At 61.3% G+C, this 21,556-nt stretch carries 22 protein-coding genes; 11 read left to right on the top strand and 11 right to left on the bottom strand.

Annotated elements, in window-relative coordinates; translation table 11 throughout:
* Positions 1 to 90: 90 nt before the first annotated feature.
* Genes trxA through BB029_RS31305 form a run of 3 tightly spaced genes read right to left on the bottom strand, consistent with a single transcriptional unit; the run spans position 91 to position 2,110 of the window.
* The gene (gene trxA / locus BB029_RS31315) at positions 91 to 963 is read right to left on the bottom strand and encodes a thioredoxin (protein WP_065942246.1); all 873 of its coding nucleotides are present in this window, start codon (positions 961 to 963) and stop codon (positions 91 to 93) included.
* Positions 964 to 995: 32 nt separating this feature from the next.
* Positions 996 to 1,658 (bottom strand): methyltransferase, encoded by a 663-nt coding sequence (locus BB029_RS31310; RefSeq protein WP_065942245.1) that lies wholly within the window; start codon positions 1,656 to 1,658, stop codon positions 996 to 998.
* Positions 1,655 to 2,110 (bottom strand): YbaY family lipoprotein, encoded by a 456-nt coding sequence (locus BB029_RS31305; protein WP_065942244.1) that lies wholly within the window; start codon positions 2,108 to 2,110, stop codon positions 1,655 to 1,657. The genes BB029_RS31310 and BB029_RS31305 overlap by 4 nt, the downstream gene beginning before the upstream one ends.
* Before the next feature lie 140 nt (positions 2,111 to 2,250).
* Here BB029_RS31305 and nrdR point away from each other — a divergent pair, with 140 nt between their 5' ends.
* The 11 genes from nrdR (at position 2,251) to BB029_RS31250 (ending at position 10,459) form a co-directional block, all read left to right on the top strand.
* The gene (gene nrdR / locus BB029_RS31300) at positions 2,251 to 2,721 is read left to right on the top strand and encodes a transcriptional regulator NrdR (protein WP_027605190.1); all 471 of its coding nucleotides are present in this window, start codon (positions 2,251 to 2,253) and stop codon (positions 2,719 to 2,721) included.
* Positions 2,718 to 3,854, top strand: coding sequence for a bifunctional diaminohydroxyphosphoribosylaminopyrimidine deaminase/5-amino-6-(5-phosphoribosylamino)uracil reductase RibD (gene ribD / locus BB029_RS31295; protein WP_065942243.1), 1,137 nt, complete (start codon positions 2,718 to 2,720; stop codon positions 3,852 to 3,854). The genes nrdR and ribD overlap by 4 nt, the downstream gene beginning before the upstream one ends.
* A 48-nt stretch (positions 3,855 to 3,902) precedes the next feature.
* Positions 3,903 to 4,565, top strand: coding sequence for a riboflavin synthase (locus tag BB029_RS31290; RefSeq protein ID WP_027605192.1), 663 nt, complete (start codon positions 3,903 to 3,905; stop codon positions 4,563 to 4,565).
* Between the two features lie 15 nt (positions 4,566 to 4,580).
* A complete protein-coding gene (gene ribBA / locus BB029_RS31285) occupies positions 4,581 to 5,672 on the top strand; it encodes a bifunctional 3,4-dihydroxy-2-butanone-4-phosphate synthase/GTP cyclohydrolase II (protein ID WP_027605193.1) in 1,092 nt (363 codons plus the stop codon).
* Between the two features lie 88 nt (positions 5,673 to 5,760).
* Positions 5,761 to 6,237, top strand: coding sequence for a 6,7-dimethyl-8-ribityllumazine synthase (gene ribE / locus BB029_RS31280; protein WP_065942242.1), 477 nt, complete (start codon positions 5,761 to 5,763; stop codon positions 6,235 to 6,237).
* A complete protein-coding gene (gene nusB / locus BB029_RS31275) occupies positions 6,234 to 6,734 on the top strand; it encodes a transcription antitermination factor NusB (protein ID WP_027605194.1) in 501 nt (166 codons plus the stop codon). The genes ribE and nusB overlap by 4 nt, the downstream gene beginning before the upstream one ends.
* A gap of 18 nt (positions 6,735 to 6,752) precedes the next feature.
* The gene (gene thiL / locus BB029_RS31270) at positions 6,753 to 7,718 is read left to right on the top strand and encodes a thiamine-phosphate kinase (RefSeq protein ID WP_065942241.1); all 966 of its coding nucleotides are present in this window, start codon (positions 6,753 to 6,755) and stop codon (positions 7,716 to 7,718) included.
* Between the two features lie 64 nt (positions 7,719 to 7,782).
* Positions 7,783 to 8,511, top strand: coding sequence for an ABC transporter substrate-binding protein (locus tag BB029_RS31265; RefSeq protein WP_065942267.1), 729 nt, complete (start codon positions 7,783 to 7,785; stop codon positions 8,509 to 8,511).
* Positions 8,512 to 8,640: 129 nt separating this feature from the next.
* A complete protein-coding gene (ribA, locus tag BB029_RS31260) occupies positions 8,641 to 9,258 on the top strand; it encodes a GTP cyclohydrolase II (RefSeq protein WP_065924905.1) in 618 nt (205 codons plus the stop codon).
* Positions 9,255 to 9,674, top strand: coding sequence for a hypothetical protein (locus BB029_RS31255; RefSeq protein WP_027605198.1), 420 nt, complete (start codon positions 9,255 to 9,257; stop codon positions 9,672 to 9,674). The genes ribA and BB029_RS31255 overlap by 4 nt, the downstream gene beginning before the upstream one ends.
* Positions 9,671 to 10,459 (top strand): cobalamin-binding protein, encoded by a 789-nt coding sequence (locus BB029_RS31250; RefSeq protein WP_065942240.1) that lies wholly within the window; start codon positions 9,671 to 9,673, stop codon positions 10,457 to 10,459. The genes BB029_RS31255 and BB029_RS31250 overlap by 4 nt, the downstream gene beginning before the upstream one ends.
* An 18-nt stretch (positions 10,460 to 10,477) precedes the next feature.
* Here BB029_RS31250 and BB029_RS31245 read toward each other — a convergent pair whose 3' ends face one another.
* The 8 genes from BB029_RS31245 to BB029_RS31215 form a co-directional block, all read right to left on the bottom strand.
* On the bottom strand, positions 10,478 to 12,367 hold the full coding sequence (locus BB029_RS31245) for a TonB-dependent receptor domain-containing protein (RefSeq protein ID WP_065942239.1): 1,890 nt from the start codon (positions 12,365 to 12,367) through the stop codon (positions 10,478 to 10,480).
* Between the two features lie 75 nt (positions 12,368 to 12,442).
* On the bottom strand, positions 12,443 to 14,341 hold the full coding sequence (gene dxs / locus BB029_RS31240) for a 1-deoxy-D-xylulose-5-phosphate synthase (protein ID WP_065942238.1): 1,899 nt from the start codon (positions 14,339 to 14,341) through the stop codon (positions 12,443 to 12,445).
* 110 nt (positions 14,342 to 14,451) lie between these two features.
* Positions 14,452 to 15,339, bottom strand: a complete 888-nt coding sequence (ispA, locus tag BB029_RS31235; RefSeq protein ID WP_065942237.1) for a (2E,6E)-farnesyl diphosphate synthase — start codon at positions 15,337 to 15,339, stop codon at positions 14,452 to 14,454.
* Positions 15,336 to 15,578 carry an exodeoxyribonuclease VII small subunit gene (locus tag BB029_RS31230; protein WP_003176346.1) on the bottom strand — a complete coding sequence of 81 codons (243 nt, stop codon included), beginning with the start codon at positions 15,576 to 15,578 and terminating at the stop codon, positions 15,336 to 15,338. Before BB029_RS31230 ends, ispA begins: the two co-directional genes overlap by 4 nt.
* 86 nt (positions 15,579 to 15,664) lie before the next feature.
* On the bottom strand, positions 15,665 to 16,804 hold the full coding sequence (locus BB029_RS31225; protein WP_065942236.1) for a Fic family protein: 1,140 nt from the start codon (positions 16,802 to 16,804) through the stop codon (positions 15,665 to 15,667).
* Positions 16,805 to 17,386: 582 nt separating this feature from the next.
* Positions 17,387 to 17,662, bottom strand: a complete 276-nt coding sequence (locus BB029_RS33150) for a hypothetical protein (protein ID WP_141696618.1) — start codon at positions 17,660 to 17,662, stop codon at positions 17,387 to 17,389.
* Positions 17,663 to 18,301, bottom strand: a complete 639-nt coding sequence (locus tag BB029_RS34015) for a hypothetical protein (RefSeq protein ID WP_065942235.1) — start codon at positions 18,299 to 18,301, stop codon at positions 17,663 to 17,665.
* A partial coding sequence (locus BB029_RS31215) for an RHS repeat-associated core domain-containing protein (protein ID WP_065942234.1) occupies positions 18,301 to 21,556 on the bottom strand: 3,256 nt, incomplete at its 5' end. The genes BB029_RS31215 and BB029_RS34015, both read right to left, overlap by 1 nt.

Genomic DNA, 21,556 nt, shown 5'->3' with positions numbered 1-21,556 from the left:
CTCGCGAAGGTCGTTAACGATAACGCGGGCATTCTGGATGACCGCGGCGCCCTTGAGTTTTTCGCGAGCAAGCTCGCTCCTACAGCGCGATTAGTACAGCGCGGCAAACAACTTGCGGCGGTACACGGTCACCAGCGGGTGATCATTGCCCAACAGCTCGAACACCTGCAGCAAGGTCTTGTGCGGCAGGCCTTCGCTGTAGCTGCGGTTGCGGATAAACAGCTTGAGCAAGCCTTCCAGCGCCGCGTCGTACTGCTGGCGCGCCAGCTGCTGGATGGCCAGTTGATAGGCGGCTTCGTCATCCTGCGGGTTTTGCGCCAGGCGGCTTTTCAACTCGGCGGCGTCCGGCAGGTCGGCGGCCTGGCGCAGGAAGGTGATTTGCGCCTTGGCGCCGGCGAGCGCTGCTTTGTGGTCATCGCTCTTCACCGCATCGAGCACGGTTTGGGCTTCACCCAACTCACCGCGTTCGGCCAGGCAACGGGCGTACAGAATCAACGCGGCGGCGTTGCTGTTGTCTTCACCCAGCAGCGCCACCAGCACGGCCTCGGCGTCGCTGATGCGGCCATCGGCAAACAGCGCCTGGGCCTGCTCCAGTGGGTCAGCCGCCGCCGGTGGTGGCATCTTCACGTGAGGCTCCAGCATCGCCCGCACCGCCGACTCCGGCTGCGCCCCGGCAAACCCATCCACCGGCTGGCCATCCTTGAACAGCACCACCGTCGGCAGGCTTTGAATGCCAAAGCGCGCGACGATGTCCTGCTCCGCTTCGCAATCAACCTTGGCCAGCAGCAGCTCACCCTGATAACTCTGGGCAATCTGCGCCAGCATGGGCATCAACGCCTTGCACGGCGCGCACCACTCGGCCCAGAAATCCACGAGCACGGGTTTTTCGAAGGAGTTCTGGATCACGGCCTGGTCGAAATTGGCGCTGGTGACGTCGAAGATGTACGGCGTGGGTTCACTCATGGGGCGTCTCGAATAAAGCGGGAATGGGGCAACTATAAGGGCTGGCGCCGCGAATGGTACAGGCTCACCTTGCGAAACTCCCAAGGCTCGGCCAAGTCCGGCAACGTCAGTGCATCGAGTATCTCCAGCCGTTGATAAGCCGGGTGCTGGAAGTCCCGCACGCGCGAGTCCGCCACCAGCGCTTCGCGGCCTCGGCTGAGGAAGTGGTCGAGCAACGGCAGGTTGGCGCGGTCGTAGAGCACGTCGGCGACCAGGATCAGGTCGAAGCGATCGGCTTCGGCGAAAAAGTCCGCCGAGTAACTCAGTTCCACACCGTTGAGTTCGGCATTCGCTCGGCAGGACGCTAACGCCAGCGGGTCCAGGTCGCAGGCCACCACTTCCAGCGCGCCGGCTTTGACCGCCGCAATCCCGGCCACACCGGAGCCCGCGCCGAAATCCAGCACACGCTTACCTTTCACCCATTGCGGGTTCGCCGCCAGATACCGCGCCAGCGCCAAACCGCTGGCCCAGCAAAAACTCCAGTAGGGCGGTTCATGCAGGATGCGTCGGGTTTCCTCGGGGCTGAAGGCGCGGTCCATGTTGTCCGCATCCAGCAGCCACAATGAAAGCGCGGTACCTGGCAGCGGGCAGGGCACCAGTTGGGCGTCGCCGATCAGCGCGCTCAGGGCGCGCTGCAAGTCCAGCGGCGGCGTCATGGTGCCTTGACGAGTTCCAGGGGGCCGGTGGTCTGGGTGATCGCCTGGGTGATGCGTACGGCAGGCAGGTGCAGGATCAACTGGCCGGACTGGCTGGCACGGCCACGCAATTCGACCCGCGCACCGGCTGGGAACGCCTCGGGGTTGTAGCGCAGGCGGAAGGCCAGGGGCTTGCCGTTGCCGGTCAAGACGCTGCTCGCCAACAGTTGTTGCGGGCGCGAACGGCCATCGATCACCAGCAGCGCCATCTCGACTTCGGCGCCGGCCGGCACGTTGGTGAGGCTGCCGCTGATTTCGCGTTGATAGGCGGGCAGGGGACCGAGGTCTTCAATGCCGGGGACTTTTTTCTCTTGTGCGGGCGTCGGTTGAGGGGCGGCCGGCTTGGGGGCTTCGCTGCTGCAGGCGACCAGGACACTGAACACGGTGAGCAAAACAAGTGGTCGTAACTGCATGTACGGCTCCAGAAAAGGACAAAATCCGTGGCTTGAAATATAAGAAACATATAGGCCTGCCTATATACCGTAAAGGCTATGGCTTGTCTTGCCACAGGGATGCGCTACCATGGCCCTCCCTTTTTTTGTTGCCTGCCACCATGCACTGTCCCTTCTGCGGTGCCAACGACACCAAGGTCATTGACTCGCGTCTGGTCGCCGAGGGCGATCAAGTGCGTCGCCGGCGCGAATGCCTGGCCTCTGGCTGCGGTGAACGTTTCACCACCTTCGAAACCGCCGAACTGGTATTGCCGCGCCTGATCAAGTCCGACGGCAGCCGCCAGCCTTTCGACGAAGAAAAACTGCGCGCCGGTATGCAGCGCGCCCTGGAAAAACGCCCGGTGAGTGTCGAGCGGCTGGAGGCGGCGCTGGCGCATATCAAGCACAAGCTGCGCGCCACCGGCGAGCGCGAGGTCAAGAGCCTGGTGGTGGGAGAATTGGTGATGGGCGAGCTGCAAAAGCTCGACGAAGTCGCCTATATCCGTTTCGCCTCGGTGTATCGACGCTTCCAGGACCTCAACGAGTTCCGTGAAGAGATCGACCGCCTGGCCCGTGAGCCGGTCAAAGAATGAACCCACTTTCTGCTGAACAGGCTGTGCTGGACGCCCATTACATGGCCCGCGCCCTCGAACTGGCGCGCAACGGCCTGTACACCACCCACCCCAACCCGCGTGTGGGCTGCGTGATTGTCCGCGCTGGGCAGATTGTCGGCGAAGGCTGGCATGTGCGCACCGGCGAGCCCCATGCGGAAGTGCATGCCTTGCGGGCTGCCGGTGACAAGGCGCGCGGCGCCACGGCGTACGTAACCCTCGAGCCCTGCAGCCACTACGGCCATACCCCGCCGTGCGCCGATGCGCTGGTGAGTGCCGGGCTGGCGCGGGTGGTCGCAGCGATGCAGGACCCCAACCCGGAAGTCGCCGGGCGCGGCATGCAGCGCCTGGCCCAGGCCGGAATCGAGGTGCGCAGCGGCGTGCTGGAAGGTGAAGCCAGGGCCCTGAATAAGGGCTTCCTCAAGCGTATGGAGCATGGCCTGCCGTTTGTGCGGGTCAAGCTGGCGATGAGTTTGGACGGCCGCACTGCCATGGCCAGCGGCGAAAGCCAATGGATCACCGGCCCCGCCGCCCGCGCCGCCGTGCAGCGCTTGCGCGCCGAGGCCAGCGTGGTGCTGACCGGTGCCGACACCGTATTGGCCGACGGCGCACGCCTGACCGTCCGCGCCGCCGAACTCGGCCTGGACGACGCCACCACGGCCCTGGCTATGTCGCGTCCGCCGCTGCGCGTGCTGATCGACGGCCGTTTGCGCGTGCCGCTCAACGCACCGTTCTTCAAGGCCGGCCCGGCGTTGGTCATCACCTGCGTCACCGCGGAAAACCAGTTCCCCCGTGGCCCCGAGTGCCTGGTGGTGCCGGGCGTGGATGGCCAGGTCGACCTGCGCTCGGCGCTGGTGGCGCTGGCCGCCCGTGGCGTCAACGACGTACTGGTGGAGGCCGGCCCAAGCCTGGCGGGCGCGTTTGCCCAGCAGGGCCTGGTGGACGAATACGTGATTTTCGTCGCCGGCAAGTTCCTCGGCTCCGCTGCCCGGCCTTTGCTGGACTGGCCACTTGAGAAGCTGGCCGACGCCCCCCAACTCAAGATCACTGAAATGCGCGCTGTAGGCGACGACTGGCGAGTCACTGCCATCCCTGTGCCAGCAGCGAGCGTATAATTCTGACCGGGCGCTCAAGTGCCCGCACCGTTTTCCAGGAGTAAGGCCATGTTCACCGGCATTATCGAATCCATCGGCAGCATCCGCGCCATGACCCCCAAGGGCGGCGACGTGCGCCTGCTGGTTGAAACCGGCAAGCTCGACCTCGGCGACGTCAAGCTGGGGGACAGCATCGCCGTCAGCGGCGTGTGCCTGACCGTCGTCGAACTGCCGGGCAACGGCTTTGCCGCCGACGTCAGCCGGGAAACCCTGGACTGCACCGCGATGAACGACCTCAAGGCCGGCAGCCCGGTCAACCTGGAAAAAGCCCTGACCCCGACCACTCGCCTGGGCGGCCACCTGGTCAGTGGCCACGTCGACGGCGTCGGCGAAGTGGTGGCCCGCAGCGAAAATGCGCGTGCCGTGGAATTCCGCATCCGCGCGCCCAAGGAGCTGGCCAAGTACATTGCCCACAAAGGCTCGATCACCGTCGACGGCACCAGCCTGACCGTGAACGCCGTGAATGGCGCCGAATTTGAACTGACCATCATTCCCCACACCCTGAGCGAGACCATCATGGCGTCGTACCAGCCTGGCCGCCGGGTGAACCTGGAAGTCGACTTGCTTGCCCGTTACCTGGAGCGCCTGCTGTTGGGCGATAAGGCCGCAGAGCCTGCAGCCGGGAACATCACCGAAAGTTTTCTGGCCGCTAACGGCTACCTGAAATCCTGACCAAGGGGGTGCCCTGTGGCGCTCAATAGCATCGAAGAACTGGTTGAAGACATCCGCCAAGGCAAGATGGTCATCCTGATGGATGACGAAGACCGCGAAAACGAAGGCGATATCATCATGGCCGCCGAGGCCTGCAAGCCTGAGCACATCAACTTCATGGCCAAGCACGCCCGTGGCTTGATCTGCATGCCCATGAGCCGCGAGCGCTGCGAGTTGCTCAAGCTGCCGTTGATGGCGCCGCGCAATGGTTCAGGGTTTGGTACCAAGTTCACCGTATCGATTGAAGCGACCACCGGCGTCACCACCGGCATTTCCGCCGCCGACCGTGCCCGCACCGTGCAAGCCGCTGCCGCCAAGGACGCCAAGGCCGAAGACATCGTCAGCCCCGGCCACATCTTCCCGTTGATGGCTCAACCGGGCGGCACCCTCGCTCGCGCCGGCCACACCGAAGCCGCCTGCGACCTGGCGCGCATGGCCGGTTTCGAGCCCTGCGGCGTGATCTGCGAAGTGATGAACGACGACGGCACCATGGCCCGCCGCGCCGAACTCGAAGCCTTTGCCGCCGAACACAACATCAAGGTCGGCACCATTGCCGACCTGATTCACTACCGGATGATCCACGAACGTACCGTTCAGCGGATTGCCGAGCAGCCACTGGACAGCGAACTGGGCCAATTCAATTTGGTGACCTACCGTGATTCGGTGGAAGGCGACGTGCACATGGCCCTGACCCTGGGCACTATCTGCGCCGACGAGCCGACCCTGGTGCGCGTGCACAACATGGACCCGTTGCGTGACCTGCTGATGGTCAAGCAACCGGGCCGCTGGAGCCTGCGCGCCGCCATGGCTGCGGTGTCCGAGGCCGGCAGCGGTGTGGTGCTGCTGCTGGGTAACCCGGTAGATGGCGACGTGCTGCTCGCGCATATTCGCGAAACCGCCGAGCAGACCCAGGTGAAAACGCCGACCACCTACAGCATCGTCGGTGCCGGTTCGCAGATCCTGCGTGACCTCGGTGTGCGCAAAATGCGCCTGATGAGCGCCCCGATGAAATTTAATGCGATATCCGGATTCGATCTGGAAGTTGTAGAATACGTGCCCTCCGAATAAAGGCCGGCGCTTTTTGCCCCTTGTTCGCGGTTAAATCATCACTGAGGGACGCACTTTTCGCGTCCCGGCTCTTTAAGAGATTTGTCGAATGACCCTGAAGACCATCGAAGGTACCTTCATCGCCCCCAAAGGCCGCTATGCCCTGGTGGTTGGCCGCTTCAACAGCTTCGTGGTTGAAAGCCTGGTAGGCGGTGCCGTGGATGCCCTGGTTCGCCACGGTGTGAGCGAGAGCGACATCACTATCATCCGCGCCCCTGGCGCCTTCGAAATTCCACTGGTTGCGCAAAAAGTTGCTCAGCAGGGTGAATACGCGGCGATCATCGCCCTGGGCGCGGTCATTCGTGGCGGTACTCCGCACTTCGAATACGTGGCCGGCGAATGCACCAAGGGCCTGGCCCAGGTGTCCATGGAGTTCGGCGTGCCAGTCGCTTTCGGCGTACTGACCGTGGATTCCATCGAGCAAGCCATCGAGCGTTCCGGCACCAAGGCCGGCAACAAAGGCGCTGAAGCTGCCCTATCCGCCCTGGAAATGGTCAGCCTGCTGTCGCAGTTGGAGGCCAAGTGATTTCCGACGAGAGCGATTGCTTCAACCCACGCGACGAGCGTCCAGCGGACGCCGGCAAGCCGTCGAAAAGCGAAAAGCGCCGTGCTGCCCGCCAGCTCGCCACCCAGGCGCTGTACCAGCGTCACATGGCTGGCACCTCGCTGAACGAGATCGAAGCGCAGTTTCGCGTCGATAACGACTTCACGTTTGCCGACCAGAGCTACTTCCACGACATCCTGCACGGCGTTCCGGCCAACCTGGCCGAGATCGATGCGGCATTGACGCCGTGCCTGGACCTGACCCTCGAAGAGCTGGACCCGGTTGAACTGGCCGTACTGCGCCTGTCCACCTGGGAGCTGCTCAAGCGCGTCGACGTGCCGTACCGCGTGGTGATCAACGAAGGCATCGAACTGGCGAAAGTCTACGGTTCGACCGACGGTCACAAGTTCGTCAACGGCGTGCTCGACAAGCTGGCCCCGCGCCTGCGTGAAGCCGAAGTGAAGGCGTACAAGCGCTAACCTGCGCTTGAGTCCTGAATGGGCGAGTTCGAGCTGATCCACCAGTACTTCGCCGCCGCGCCGTGCGCACAGGGCGGCGAGGGCATTGCCCTGGGGATCGGCGACGACTGTGCCCTGCTGGCGCTCCCCGCCGGGGAGCAACTGGCAATTTCCACCGATACCTTGGTGGCCGGCGTGCACTTTGCCGACCCCTGTGACCCGTTCCTGCTCGGCCAGCGCTCGCTGGCCGTGGCGGTCAGCGACCTGGCCGCCATGGGCGCCCACCCCCTCGCGTTTACCCTCGCACTCACTACGCCGACCGTCGATGCCGATTGGCTGCAACGCTATGCCCAGGGGTTGAACGCCATGGCGCAAAACTGCGGTGTGGGCCTGGTGGGCGGCGACACCACGCGCGGTCCGCTGAGCCTGACCCTGACCGTGTTTGGTCGTGTCCCGGCCGGTCAAGCGTTAACTCGCAGCGGCGCACAGCCGGGCGACCTCTTGTGTGTCGGCGGCGAGTTGGGTAATGCCGCCGGTGCCTTGCCGCTGGTATTGGGGCAGCGCAGCGCCGATGCCGCGATTGCCGACCCGCTGCTGGCCCATTACTGGTCGCCACAGCCACAGTTGGCCCTTGGCCTGGCTCTACGGGGCAAGGCCACATCGGCGATGGATATTTCTGACGGCCTTCTGGCCGATTGCGGGCATATCGCCAAGGCCTCGGCTGTCAGCCTGTTGATCGAGCGCCAGAAGCTGCCGCTGTCCAACGCGTTGCTGGCGTTTGTCGGTGATGACGAGGCGCGGGTCGCCGCATTGAGCGGCGGCGATGACTACGTGCTGGTGTTCACCCTGCCGCCCGTCGAGTTGGCGCCGTTGCTGGCTGACGGTTGGCCGGTGCATGTTATCGGCCAGGTCCAGGCGGGGCAGGGGGTCATGCTGCTTGACGCTCTCGGGCAAGACATCACCCCGGCCATCCGTGGCTATCAACATTTTTGCCCGGCACCCTGAATCGCGTGCTGCGCTACGCTCTATTACGTCGTTCTGGATGCTGGATTTGCAGGAGATCATCGCCATGGATGTACGCCGCTGGGCGCTGATGCTGCTGTGTGCCCTTCCGTCATGGTCCCAGGCGCAGGAGGTGCCGGTGGTGCCCGGCAAGGTCATGCTGGCCAGCGAGGCCTGGGATGACTACACCAATGCCGACGGCAGCGGCCTGGCCTGGGATGTGTTGCGGCACGTCTTCGAACCGGTCGGGATCACCTTGCGAACCCGCATTGAGCCCTATACCCGCTCGGTCGGCCTGGCCCAGCGCGGTGAAGTGGATGGCTGGGTCGGTTCCTACCGCGATGAAGTCAAGGGTGTGCTCTACCCGCACTGGAACTTCGATTCCGACCCCATCTACGCCCTTGGGCTGGCGACCTCGCCGATACCGAGCGCCGCGACGCTGGGGGATTATCGCCTGGCCTGGGTGCGGGGCTACAAGTACGAGGCGTATTTGCCCCATGTGCGCCGTTTCAATCAGATCCAGCGGCGCGATGGCATCTTGCCGATGCTGCAACATGGTCGTGCCGACTTCTACATTGATGCGCTCACCGAAGCCCGATACGTCCTCAGTCAGGCGGACGCCCCGTCCCAGTTCCGGCTCACCCATATCATCGACCTGCCGCTCTACGTGGGTTTTGCCGATACCGAGCGTGGTCGGGCATTACGCACCGTGTTTGACCAGCGCATGGCCGTCCTGGTGAAAAGCGGCGAGCTGAAGCCGATTTTCCTGCGCTGGAAACTGCCGTATCCGTTCTGACCTGCATAGAACCGGGACGAAGGCCAATCGAACCGATTGATCTTTATCAGCGATAATTCAGCTTAAGCGTCTGTAGGAACCTGCTGTTACAATGCCCGCCTCTGTGAAATCTGAAATCAGGAGCACACGGTGCCCGTCGTTTTCGTCGCTGCTTCCAAGCTGCCTACCCCTTTTGCCACGTTCACCATGAGCGGCTTTCTCGAAGAAGCCACCGGGCGCGAGCACGTTGTGCTCAGCCTCGGCGATATCGCCGATGGCGCACCGGTTCTCGGTCGCGTGCACTCCGAGTGCCTGACCGGCGATGCGCTGTTCAGCCAGCGCTGTGACTGCGGCTCGCAATTGGAAGCCGCGATGCGCGCCATCGCCCGTGAAGGCCGTGGGGTGCTGTTGTACTTGCGTCAGGAAGGCCGTGGCATTGGCCTGCTGAACAAGATCCGCGCCTATGAGCTGCAAGACGGCGGCGCCGATACTGTCGAGGCCAACGAGCGCCTGGGCTTCGCCGCCGACCAGCGTGACTACGCGATCTGCCTGCCGATGCTGGAGCACCTGGGCGTGAAGTCCCTGCGCCTGATGACCAACAACCCGCGCAAGGTCAAGGCCTTGACCGAGATGGGCATCACCGTGGCCGAGCGCGTACCGCTGCACACCGGGCACAACCCGCACAACAAGCTCTACCTGGCGACCAAGGCCAGCAAGCTCGACCACATGATGGGCAACGAGCATCAAGGCGAGGTCGACCGCGCGTGACCCGTGGCCAGGTGAAACGGCGACTGTCCTTCAGCTGGTGGCAGTACCTGGCCCTGGCGCTGCTCCCACTGTTCGTGATCAACCTGGTGTTTGGCCAGGCCGAGCCCTTATTGCCGGTGCTGGCCATGCCGTTCTTTATCGCCGGCGTGGCGTCGATGTTCCTCAGCCTGCGCTACTTCAACGGTTATAAACACGCCCTGATCGCCACCTCCAAAGCCCTCGATACCGCTGAAGAACCGGCTGCCTGGATCACCCTGGCGGCGCGTCGGCGCACGGCCTTGATGGTGGCGGCCGTGCCGGCCTGGGTGGGCGCATTGGCGGTATTCGTCGGCCTGGAGGCGGTGCCGCTTTTCCTGTTGGCGCTGTCGACGACGGTGCTGTTTTACCTCTACCGCATCCCGCGTCAGTTGGGATGATGCGCCGCTGGCTGGCGATTCTGCTGCTGGCATTCAGTGCCCAGGGCCTGGCGGTCGAACGTGTCGTCAGTCTGGCGCCTTCACTTTCTGAAATCGTGGCTGAGCTGGGTGCTGCCGACCTGCTGGTGGGCGTGCTCGATGGCGGTGATCGGCCAGAGGCGCTGGCGAACGTGCCGTCGGTTGGGCGTTATGGGCAGTTGGACATGGAGCGCCTGCTCAGCCTTAAGCCCGACCTGATCCTGCTCTGGCCCGGCAGCGTCGGCCCGGCCCAGCGCGAGCAACTGCAGCGCCTGAATATCCCGGTGTATGTCGCCGAACCCCATAGCCTTGAACAAATGACCACCCAGGTCCAGGCCATCGCCGAGCAATTGGGCCGTGCCGACGCCGGCCGGCAATTGGCTGCGCACCTGCGCCAGCGCCTGGCGCAGTTGCGCCAGCGTTATCAGCGGGCCGAACCGGTGCGGGTGTTCTACCAGGTGTGGAACCAGCCGCTGTACACCGTGGGCGGCGGCCAGATCATCAGCGACGCGCTGAGCGTGTGCGGTGCGCGCAATGTGTTTGACGACCTGAAGCTGCCCGCGCCGCAGGTCAGCATCGAGTCGGTATTGCAGCGCAATCCCGAGATGATCCTGGTGGGCGATCAGGCTCAGAAGGAAGCCTGGAAGGTATGGCCAGCGATGGCGGCGCGGGTGCGGCTGGTTCCGGACAAAGGCCTGGAACGGCCCAGCGGGCAGATGCTGGAAGCGCTGGCGCGGCTGTGTCAGGTGATTGCTCCGGGCCGCTGAGGCCGGTCCAGGCCACAATCAGATTTCAGGTGTCCAGGTCACGCCAAACATCCACGTCCGGCCTTCTTCACGGTAATCCTGATTGTTGACGAATGCCGGATCGTTGTAGCTGTAGCGCGCCCGTGCATAGGACTTGTCCAGCAGGTTATCGACCTTCAGCGACAACGCCACTTCCCGCGTCACCGCCCAACTGCCACGCAGCCCGAGTAACCCATAGCCGCCCAGACGCTGGGTGTTGGCTTCATTGTCATAGCTGTGGCTGATCGCCTGCCAACTGGCGCCCACGCCCATCTGGTCGAATTGCCGGTCGAGGTCCAGGCTCAACGTACGCCGTGCCCGGCGGGCCAGGGTGTGGCCACTGTCGCGGTCGCGGGGGTCGATGAGCGACAGCCCGAGGTTACCTTGCCAGCCGAACAGGTCCTGCTTGAGCGCCGCCTCAACACCGTTGATGCGTGCCGACGCCACATTCTGCGGCTTGCCGGTTTGGTCGAGAATGATCGCATCGCTCAAATCGGTGCGGTACAGCGAGGCCTCCAGGCGCGTGCTGTCACTCAACTGGCTGCGCCACTGCAGTTCGTAGCTCTTTGATGTTTCGGGCTGCAGGTGGGGGTTGCTGTACTTCGTGTCCGGATAATAGAGGTCGTTGAAGGTCGGCGCGCGGAAGCCTTCGCTGTAGCTCAGCAGCACGTCATTGTCGGGGTTGACCGGCAAGGTCAGGGTGCCGCTCCAGCTGTTCTGCCTGCCGAACTGCTGGTTCTGGTCGTGACGCAGGCCCAGTTCGGTGGAAAACCACGCGCTTTGAAAGCGATGCTGCATAAAGGCGGCGCGGTTCCAGCGGCTGTTTTCGGTAAAGGTGGTGGAGCCGTGGAAGCGGTCTTCGTACCAGTCGCCGCCGAGGATCAGGCTGTTCTGGTCATCCAGCCTCAGGTCGTTCTGCCAGTTGACCGAATCACGGTAGGTGTTGAATACGCTGAAATCCTCGCTGAGGGTGTCGCGCTTGGTGTCGCGATTCTCGCTGTGGCCCAGCTCCAGGCGCGATTGCCAGTGCTCATTGAGCGTGGCGTCGACATAGCCGCTGGCGCTGCTCACAGCGTAGTCGGTGTAGGGTTTCTGGCCGACGGTTTGCCCGGTGGCGGCGTCGTAGCGGCCGAAGCTGTTGTCGTACTCCGACTTGCCGCGGTTATCCAACAGATTGAAGCCCGCCTCCAGTTCATCGCTGAAGGAGTGGCTGAGGTTCAGGCTCACGGACTGGTTGCGATAAGCATCATGGTCGCCGTCGCTGGGGAACGACTGGCGGGTTGAGTTGATGCCGGCCGTGTCATCCAGGCTCGCGCCCAGGTTGAAGCGCGTCTGTCTGTCACCGCCCGAAAGGCCAAGGCTGCGCTCCCAGGTGTTGTGGCTGCCGAACCCGACTTTCACCCGTGGTTGCACGCCTTGCTCGGCATTGCGTCGGGTGAATACCTGGATCACGCCGCCAATCGCGTCGCTGCCGTAGATCACCGAGCGCGAACCGCGCAGCACTTCCACCCGCTCAATCTGGTCGACGTTGAGGTATTGCAGGCCACTGTCGCCAGAGGTGGTGTTGGCGATGCGCTGGCCGTCTACCAGCACCAGGCTTTGGGCGGACTTGGTGCCCCGCAGGTAGATGCCCGGCAAACTGCCACGGCCACCGGAGGGGGCGACTTGTACGCCGGGCACACGGCTGAGCAGGTCGGTGAGACTGGTGGGTTGCAGGCGGTCGATGTCGTCGCGGGTGAAGACGGTGTTGGCGGCGCTGCTGTCGTTGCGTGCCTGGACCTGGCGGTTGGCGCTGATGACGACATCGGGGAGTTTCAGGGCGTTGTCGCGGGTGTCGGCGAGCAATTCAGGGGAGGGCAGAAGCAGCAGGGCAAGGTACAGGTGTTTCATGGCTGTCCATGGCGTTGAGGATGGCTCCAATCAAATGTGGGAGGGGCAAGCCCCTCTCACATTGGGTCCCGGTTTCTACAGGGCCAGCAGCGCCAGGCGCTCGCGCACCGAAGCCTCGATCCCTGCTTCATCCAGCCCGCACTCGGCCAGCATCTGCGCCGGCTTGGCGTGTTCGACGTAGGTATCCGGCAAGCCCAGGTGCAGCACCGACTTGAGGATATTCTCCCGCGCCAGGAACTCACTGACCGCCGCACCGGCACCGCCCATGATGGCGTTCTCCTCGACGGTCACCAGCAGCTCATGACTGCCGGCGATGTCGCGCACCAGGGCTTCATCCAGCGGCTTGACGAAGCGCATGTCGACCACGGTGGCGTCGATCTTCTCGGCCACCTTGAGCGCTTCGGCCAATTGCACGCCAAACACCAGGAATGCAGCCTTGCTGCCCTGGCGACGCACAACGCCCTTGCCGATTTCGATCGGCTCCAGGTCCTTCTCGATCAGCGCATTCGGGCCGTTGCCCCGTGGGTAACGCACGGCGGCCGGGCCGTTATACAGGTGGCCGGTGCTGAGCATCTTGCGCAGTTCGTTTTCGTCGCTCGGCGTCATCACCAGCATGCCGGGGATGCAGCGCAAGTAGGACAGGTCGAAGCTGCCCGCGTGAGTCGGGCCGTCTTCGCCGACTAGACCGGCGCGGTCGATGGCAAATAGCACGTCGAGGTTCTGCACCGCGACGTCATGCACCAACTGGTCATAACCGCGCTGCAGGAAGGTGGAGTAGATCGCCACCACCGGCTTGGCACCTTCACAGGCCATGCCGGCGGCAAAGGTCACCGCGTGCTGCTCGGCAATGGCCACGTCGAAATAGCGCAGCGGGAAACGCTCGCTGAACGCCACCAAGTCGGAGCCTTCCTTCATCGCCGGGGTAATGCCCACCAGGCGCGGGTCGACGGCAGCCATGTCACACAGCCATTCGCCGAACACACCGGAGTACTTCGGCCCGCTGGCTTTTTTCGGCGCAGCGGCGGGGGCGTCCAGGGGTTCCAGCTTGGTGATCGCGTGGTAGCCGATCGGGTCGACTTCCGCCGGCGCGAAGCCTTTGCCTTTCTTGGTCACGATATGCAGGAACTGCGGGCCCTTGAGGTCACGCATATTGCGCAGCGTGGCGATCAGCGTGGGCAGGTCATGGCCGTCGATGGGGCCGATGTAGTTCCAGCCCAGCTCTTCGAACAGCGTGCCGGGGACCAGCATGCCCTTGGCATATTCTTCGGTGCGCCGGGCGATTTCCCAGGCGCCAGGCAGGCGCGAGAGCACCTTCTTGCTGCCTTCACGCATGCTGGCGTAGGTGCGGCTGGAGAGAATCTTGGCCAGGTAATTGGACAGGCCACCGACATTGCGCGAGATCGACATGTCGTTGTCGTTGAGGATCACCAACATGTTGGCGTTCACTTCCGGCGCATGGTTCAGCGCTTCGAAGGCCATGCCGGCAGTCAGCGCGCCATCACCGATCACGGCGATTGCCTTGCGGTCGCTGCCTTGCAGGCGGGCGGCAATCGCCATGCCCAGCGCTGCGCTGATCGAGGTGCTGGAGTGGCCGACGCCAAAGGTGTCGTACTCGCTTTCGGCGCGGCGCGGGAAGGCGGCAACACCGTCCTTCTGTCGCAGAGTCGCCATGCGCTCGCGGCGGCCCGTGAGGATCTTGTGCGGATACGCCTGATGGCCCACGTCCCACACCAGCCGGTCATCCGGGGTGTCGAACACGTAGTGCAACGCGATGGTCAGCTCGATGACGCCCAGGCCGGCACCGAAATGCCCACCGGTCTGGCCGACCGTGTAGAGCAATTCCAGGCGCAACTCATCGGCCAGGGTTTCCAGCTCGGCTTCACCCAGACGACGCAGGCCGTCCGGCGTGGCAGCACGGTCGAGCAGGGGCGTGGACGGGCGCTTGCGGGGAATCTCTTGAAACGTCGTGGGCATCAGGCGAATCGTTATAGGTATAGAAGAGGCGGCAGTTTACCTCAAGCATCGCAAACTGCCCACGCAGAGCGCCGAACTTGGCCGATATGCGGCTGCAATGGCCGCCGTAATCAGTGGCGGCGTTCGACGATATACCGCGCCAGGTCACGCAGCGGCTCGGCCGCCGCGTCGAAAGGTCGCAGGGCATCCAGCGCTTGATCGCGTAGTTCGATGGCGTAGGCCTTGGCGGCTTCCAGTCCGAGCAGTGCAGGATAAGTCGGTTTGTCCCGTGCGATATCGGCACCCTGGCGTTTGCCCAGGGTCGCGGTATCGCTTTCCACGTCGAGAATGTCGTCCTGCACCTGGAACGCCAGGCCAATGGCCCGGGAATAGGTCTGCAGGGCCGCCAATTGCGCGGTTTCGGCACGCCCGCTGGCCAGGGCGCCCAAGTGCACGGCGGCTTCAATCAGTGCGCCGGTCTTGTGGCGGTGCATGTGCTCAAGGGCTTTTTGATCCAGCTTGACGCTGACCGAACCCATGTCGATCGCTTGCCCGCCCACCATGCCCGCAGGGCCGGCAGCCAGGGCCAGGGCCGTGACCATGCGCAGGCGAATCTCGGCGTTGACGCTGCTCAAGCGTGGGTCCAGCAACGCGCTGAACGCCAGGCTCTGCAAGCCATCGCCGGCGAGGATCGCATAGGCTTCATCAAAGGCTTTATGGGTGGTGGGCTGGCCACGACGCAGGTCGTCGTCGTCCATGGCCGGCAAATCGTCGTGTACCAGGGAATAGGCGTGAATCAACTCGACCGCACAGGCGGCACCGTTGGCCTGTTCGGCCGGCGCGCCCAGCGCTTCACAGGCCGCATACGCCAGCAACGGGCGCACGCGCTTGCCGCCATTCATCACGCTGTAGCGCATGGCTTCATACAGACGCTTCATTTCCGGGCTTGGCGCAACAAACAAGGGCTCCAGCGCCGCATTCACCCGGGCTTGGCTACTGGCCTGATACGCGTCGATCATTCCGGCTGTTCCGCATCGAAAGGTTCTTCGGCCAACTCTCCGTCACGCTCCAGCAATACCTGGACCTTCTGCTCCGCCTGCGCCAACGCGCTCTGGCAGTCACGGGTCAGTCCGATGCCTTGCTCAAACGCCGTCAGCGAGTCCTCCAGCGACAACTCGCCGTTCTCCAGACGCTCGACCAATGTTTGCAGGTCGGCGAGGGATTGTTCGAAATCGAGTGCAACTTTTTTGCGGGCCATGGCGGCTATTCCGGTAGACGGTAAACCGGCGCGACACTAGCAGACATGGGGATTCTGGGCAAATGAGCGGGCAAATGAGTGGGGTGTCACTCGCCCCCTGTATTGACCTGATAACGCGTGCTGCGGCCGCCTCCGGGGAGACGGACCAGGCAGTTTTTTTCCAGCAGGTCCGCCAGGTGTCGCGTCGCTGTCGCCTTGGAGACCTTTGCCACCGCCTGGTACTGCGCCGCGCTGATGCCGTGTTCGAAGCCCTTCTCACCACCGTCGAGCAGTCGATTGAGGACCTTGATCTGTTCAGCCGACAAAGGGACGTCGCGGTGTTGCTGCCAGAAGCGACTGTTTTCCAGCACCCGGTCAATCCGCGCCATGGCCTGCTGCACGCTGCGTAACAGGGTTTTAAGGAACCACTCCAGCCAGGCAGTGATATCCAGGGAGGACTTCTGGCTGGATTCCAGCGCGTTGTAGTAGCCGGTGCGGTCTTCGAGGATGCTGGCTGACATGGCATAGAAACGGATGGCCTGGTGTTCACCCTGGGCCAGTGCCAAATCGGTGATAGCCCGTGTCAGGCGACCATTGCCGTCATCAAAGGGGTGCAGTGTGACAAACCAGAAGTGCGCGACGCCGGCGCGTACCAATGGGTCCAGTTCCGGCTGATCGCGGCTGGTTTCGAACCACTCCAGGAAATCCGCCAGTGCCTGCTCCAGTCCCATACGTGGCGGGGCCTCGAAATGCACGGTCGGCCGATCAAGCCGGCCCGACACCACTTGCATCGGCTCATCTCCCCTCAAGGATCCAATATTGAGCGCTCGAGCGGCATAGCCCGCTTCCGGGCCCGGGAACAATAAGTGATGCCAGTTCAATAGGCGGGCGAGGGTAAACGGCTGGGTGAATTGTTGAGTGGCATCCATCATCAACTCGGCGAGGCCTTCGCTGCGGCGGCTTACCTGACCGCCTTCCATCGCTTCCAGGCCCATCCGCCTTGCCAGGGACGAGCGCACCGAGCCGACATTCAACTGCTCACCCTCAATCGCCGAGGACGTCAGGATATTTTGCAGCAGCGCATCCAGTTCATTCTGTGCGCTGACTGCCTGGCTGACGGAGCCGAGCATGCCCAACAACTTGCCCTGGGCTTGTCCGCACTCGCGCAGCAAAGCCGCGAGGCGACCGGGTTGCCAGTGGAAGTGAGGCCAGTCGGCGTGTTGCCAGATCCAGTGCGGATGAGCCATGGTGGAATGCCTGGGTGCGTGAGCCGAATAAAGAGAGTTATTCGGCTCATTTGGTGAGCCGATTGTGCTGCGGATTCGGCTCAGGGTCTAGTCTGGTGATCGGTGTTTTCTGTAGTTTTTGTGATGTGAAATTTTGACTTATGCCTCTTGGATCATATATCGATCAGCAACCACTGGAAGATTACCTACCTGGCATCGCTCACCATAAAGCAGTAGCTTTCTCGTCCAACTAGGTTGATATTTTGTACATATAGAGTGTTTTAGAATCGGCAGCGCCATTCAATACATGGGTCTTTGTAGTGTAGGGGGATTCAATAGTGTGAAGTCGATATCGCCCTCAAATAAAATGCAAGCAATCCAATCTGGATTTCTCTGAAGAATATATGTGTGTCGTGGTATTTTGGAGAAGACTCTGAGTGCTTCTTCTGGTTGTTGGATATTTATGCAATACGCTTCTTCACAAACCGAATTACCCACAATAATTATCTTATTGTCGGCGATTTTTATGATTTTCCTGGCCGGTCGTGAGGTTGCCAAGTTCGGGAGGTTGTCCGCAAGCTTAATGCTTTTGTGCAGTTTGTTTCAGGCAATTTTGCTTCCTGAAAAAGGTATGTTTTCATTAGGTTCTCTAACAATGGAAACGTGGTCATTTGTGGGTGGAATATCAAAGGCAATATTCTGGGAATTCAGCTCCGTAATTAGCTCGTCATCAAAATAGCTCATTTTTTTTGCGAACCTTCCAAGCAGGTCGTAACGGTAAGTAGCGGTTTGCTCATTAGGAGTATTGATCAGTGTTTCATACGTTGGGTGGTCGCTAAAATTTGAATTTTTGATCTGGAAAGGTTGTTGCGTTTTCAATCATATTTTTTCAACGCTGTATCCTTCTGAAGTTACTATAAAAATAATCTCTCTGCTCGTGGTTGCTTTGAAGCAATAAGTTTCCGTATTTGGCAGAGGGGTAATGCATTTTGCGTCTTCTAAAAGCGTAGGGTCTCCTTCTTTAAAAAGGCCATCTGTTTCGGTTCCAATCGCGCTAATGCCTTTGAATGCTACGGGGCTGTGAAAGGTGATTAGTAGAAGTTCACCTTGCTGGTTGGTAAAAACCACCAGTAATTCGTTACGCTTGCACGTTACTTGTTGAATGGTTCCCTTCGAGACTTCCAGTACTTCTGTTTCAGGTGTTTTTTTATTCAAGGGTTGATCGGGTTTCCAAAATTTCAAGTCGGAAAAATGTCTCTCTATATCATCCAGTTCGTCATCGCCGAGAGAGTCGTCAAAGTGTTGAGAAATTATCGTGCGTACCTTTGACAATCGTTGGGTAACGGCACAGTCATCGATAAAGTCAGTGGTCGCTTTGCGATACTCTTCCAGAGTGCCAGGTTTTTCAGCATAAAAGCTGCCCATTTTGTGTAGGGATATAAGTATGTATTCAATTTCTTTAAGGGCGTCAAGTGCTTCTTTTCCGGTAAGAACTATTTTTTGATTTTGCTCTAGCATTACTTTCTCCTCGTAAAGGTAGGGTTGTTTAATGTCAGGTTACCTTTTACGGTTAGTTCCATGGTGCTATATCTGGGGTTTTTTACCAGTTCTAATTGTGACTCAGGTACGTCCGTTTCAATGTAATCTCGGCCTTTGCTTTTGTCGATCTGATATTTTTCCTGTGCATCTCTAGGACTTAGCACTTTGCTCTTTGCAGGTTCGAGATAGACTCTGTTGTTATCTTGGGCCAATATCACTCCTGTTTTTTCAATTCCTTTTGAGCCTGCTCTGCTTGTGTAATGCCGTACTCTGACGGTGGTGTCTTGTTTTGACGCGGGAGCGGGGAGCGTTGGCTCGCCATTGTTAGCTTTTGCGTGCTTTGTTGGGCTTTCAGCGTTGTAGGATGGTTTACATCCATCCCCACCTGGGCAGACGCTCAGTCCCAGGGGATCCACCCACCCAGTAGGGTTGGGCGCGTACAAGTACGCATTGATCCCGCCGCCCAACTTCACCGGATCAGGCGTCAGATAGCGACCAACATCCGGATTGTAGTAGCGATGACGGTTGTAGTGCAGCCCGCTTTCCAGATCAAAGTACTGCCCCTGAAAACGTAGCGGGTTGTCGATTGTGCCTTTGTCGAGACGGCTGATCTGGCCGTAGGCGCGGTAATGCGCGGACCACACGATGTCGCCGTCGGGGTCGGTGAGTTCCTGCGGTGTGCCGAGGTGGTCGAGTTGGTAGTGAAAGGCTTTGGTGTCTTGTGGACCAAAGCCATCCAGTAGGGCCAGTGGACGAAAGCTGTCGGGTTCATAGAGATAGCTGCGATGGCGGTCCGCATGGTGCTCGGCAATCAGCCTGTCGCCTTGCCAGAAAAACTCCGTGGTTAGGCCGTCCACGGTTTTGCTGATGCGCCGCCCAAATGGGTCGTAGCGGTAACTGGCGGTTTGGCCGTTGGGTTGGGTGATGGCGATCAGCCGATGCTGGCAGTCGTAGCGGTATTCGGTGACGAGTTGATGGCCTTTGCCACGCCGCTCGCGGATCAGGTTGCCGAAGGCGTCATAGTCGTAGTGGCGGTCGCCCTGGATCATCAGGCGGTTGCCGGCAACGATATCGGGGCCGGGGCGGTCTTGCATGAGCAGGTTGCCGGCGTGGGTGTGGCCGAAGCGTTCCTGCAGGTCTTGGGAGTGGTCGGCGCGGGTAAGGCGGCCTAGTGGGTCGTAGTGGTAGTGGTGTTCGCCTTTGCGGGTGTCGAGCAGGCGGGTGAGGTTGCCGGTTTTGTCGTAGTCGTATTGACGTTGGTAGAGGTGGTCTTGTTGCTGGGTGATCGCGTGGGCATGGAGGCGGTGTTGGTCGTCGTAGTGGTAGTGGCTGAGGAGTTGGCCTTGTTGGCGTTGGTGTTCCTGGCCGGCTTTGAACAGATGAGAGGTCAGCAGCGCGCCGTTTAATTCGACGGTGGCGAGGTGGCCGCCTTTCGCGTGATTAAAAACCAGCCGGTTGTTATCGGGCAGGCGCAGGTGTTGAAGCTGGCCGCAGGCGTCGTAGCCATAACGCAAGGTGCCCCAGCCTTGGTGTTCGGCGGTGAGGCGGTTTTGGCTATCGTATTCGTAGGCCAGCGCCCAATGGCCGTCGTCGACGCTGAGGAGGTTGCCCTGACGGTCGTAGGCATATTCAACAAGGCTACCGTCGGGCAGGGTTTTTCTGACGAGGCGTCCGGCATGGTCTCGCTCGTAACGGGTAACGAGCTGACTGCCGTCGTCACCGTGTTCGGTCTTTTCCTGCAGGTTGCCATTGAGGTCGTAGACGTAGGCCGTACGCTGCCCGTCAAACCCGGTTTCCTGCTGGATCAGGCCGTTGGGGTGATAAGCAAGTCGGTAGGTCTCGCCAACCTCGTTTTCGATCTCGGTCAGCAATAACCGCACGTTGTCGTAGCGGTACTTGACCTGGCTACCGTCGGCGTTGATACGGCGGCTGATCAGGTGCAACCCGTCGGCGTATTCGTAGCGGGTGACGTGGCCCAGTTCGTCGCGTTCGGCGGTGATTTTTCCGTAGGGGTTGTAGCTGTATTCCCGACATGCACCGCCTGGTAATACGACGCGAACCAACCGACCCACGCTGTCCCACTGATACTGGGTCAGCGCGCCATGCTCATCCTCGCGCGCCAACTGCCGGCCAAGATCGTCATAGCGATAACGCTTGATCCCGCCATTGGGCAACTGCTCCTCAACCAGTTGCCCCCGCTCATTCCACACCAGCCGATGGCAACTGTGATCCGGGTACCAAACCCCAACCAGTTGCCCGTATTGGTCGTAGCTGTAATCCGTAACATGTCCGTCGGGATCGGTCTTACGAATGACATCGCCCTGGTCATTGCGCTCGTACTTCCAGACCGCCTCACCACGGCGCATAACCCGTACGAAGCCGTTTTCATGCTCGTAGGACGTCGGCTCATCATCCCCGGGAAACAACGCCACCAAGCGTCCGGCTTCGTCGTACTGATACGCCGTCACCGCCCCCAGCGGATCCTGCTCAACCGTCAGTCGGCCTTTGGCATCGTAGGATTTGAAATGCTGGGCACCGTCCGGATCAATCCGCTGCACCAGCCGCGCCCGGTCGTCATGGACGTACACTTCCTGACTGCCATCGGCGTTATGCACCGTGACACGGCCGTCGTCCCCCCAGGCATACCGCGTGTCCATCTGGGAAAAACTGGCCCAATGCCGGACACATCGCGCGGCCTTGCCCGCCCGTTCCCACGCCCAGAAGAAACTCGCCCCACCGGCCAAGCCCCGCTCAAGAATGACGTGCTGATCGTCGTAGCGATAAACCTCGCTTTCGCCGATGGCATTGGTCGCCGAAACCAACCGTCCCAGGTCGTCATAGGCGTAGGAAACAACGGTCTGCTCGGTCACCCACTCGAAGGGTTCACGCCCTTTGGCGCGCTGGACCTGATAGTCCACCGCGACGATGCGGCCAAATGCATAGCGCAGGAACAGCGAACGCCCGACACCGTTATCCAGCCGCTCGATGCGCCCCAAATAATCCCGGGAAATCCGCAGCCGGTTGTCGTACGCATCGCTGATGGAGACCAGCACACCGTCGCGAAAGTGATAAAAGCGCGACGCCTGGGCCAGCACCAGTTCATCCGGCGACGCGCCCAAATAGATGGCGGCTTCGGCCAGGCTATTGGTGATGGCAGGTCGAGCAACAGTCGGCAGTGGAAACCCAATCGAGCGATTCTCATGGTCCGTCCACACCACCGAATCGCCCGACACC

Origin of the sequence: Pseudomonas sp. S3E12 (assembly GCF_001702295.1) — a bacterium.
Classification (GTDB): domain Bacteria; phylum Pseudomonadota; class Gammaproteobacteria; order Pseudomonadales; family Pseudomonadaceae; genus Aquipseudomonas; species Aquipseudomonas marginalis.
The sequence above is the reverse complement of the archived record's forward strand: the minus strand, read 5'-3'. Positions and strand labels throughout refer to the sequence as shown.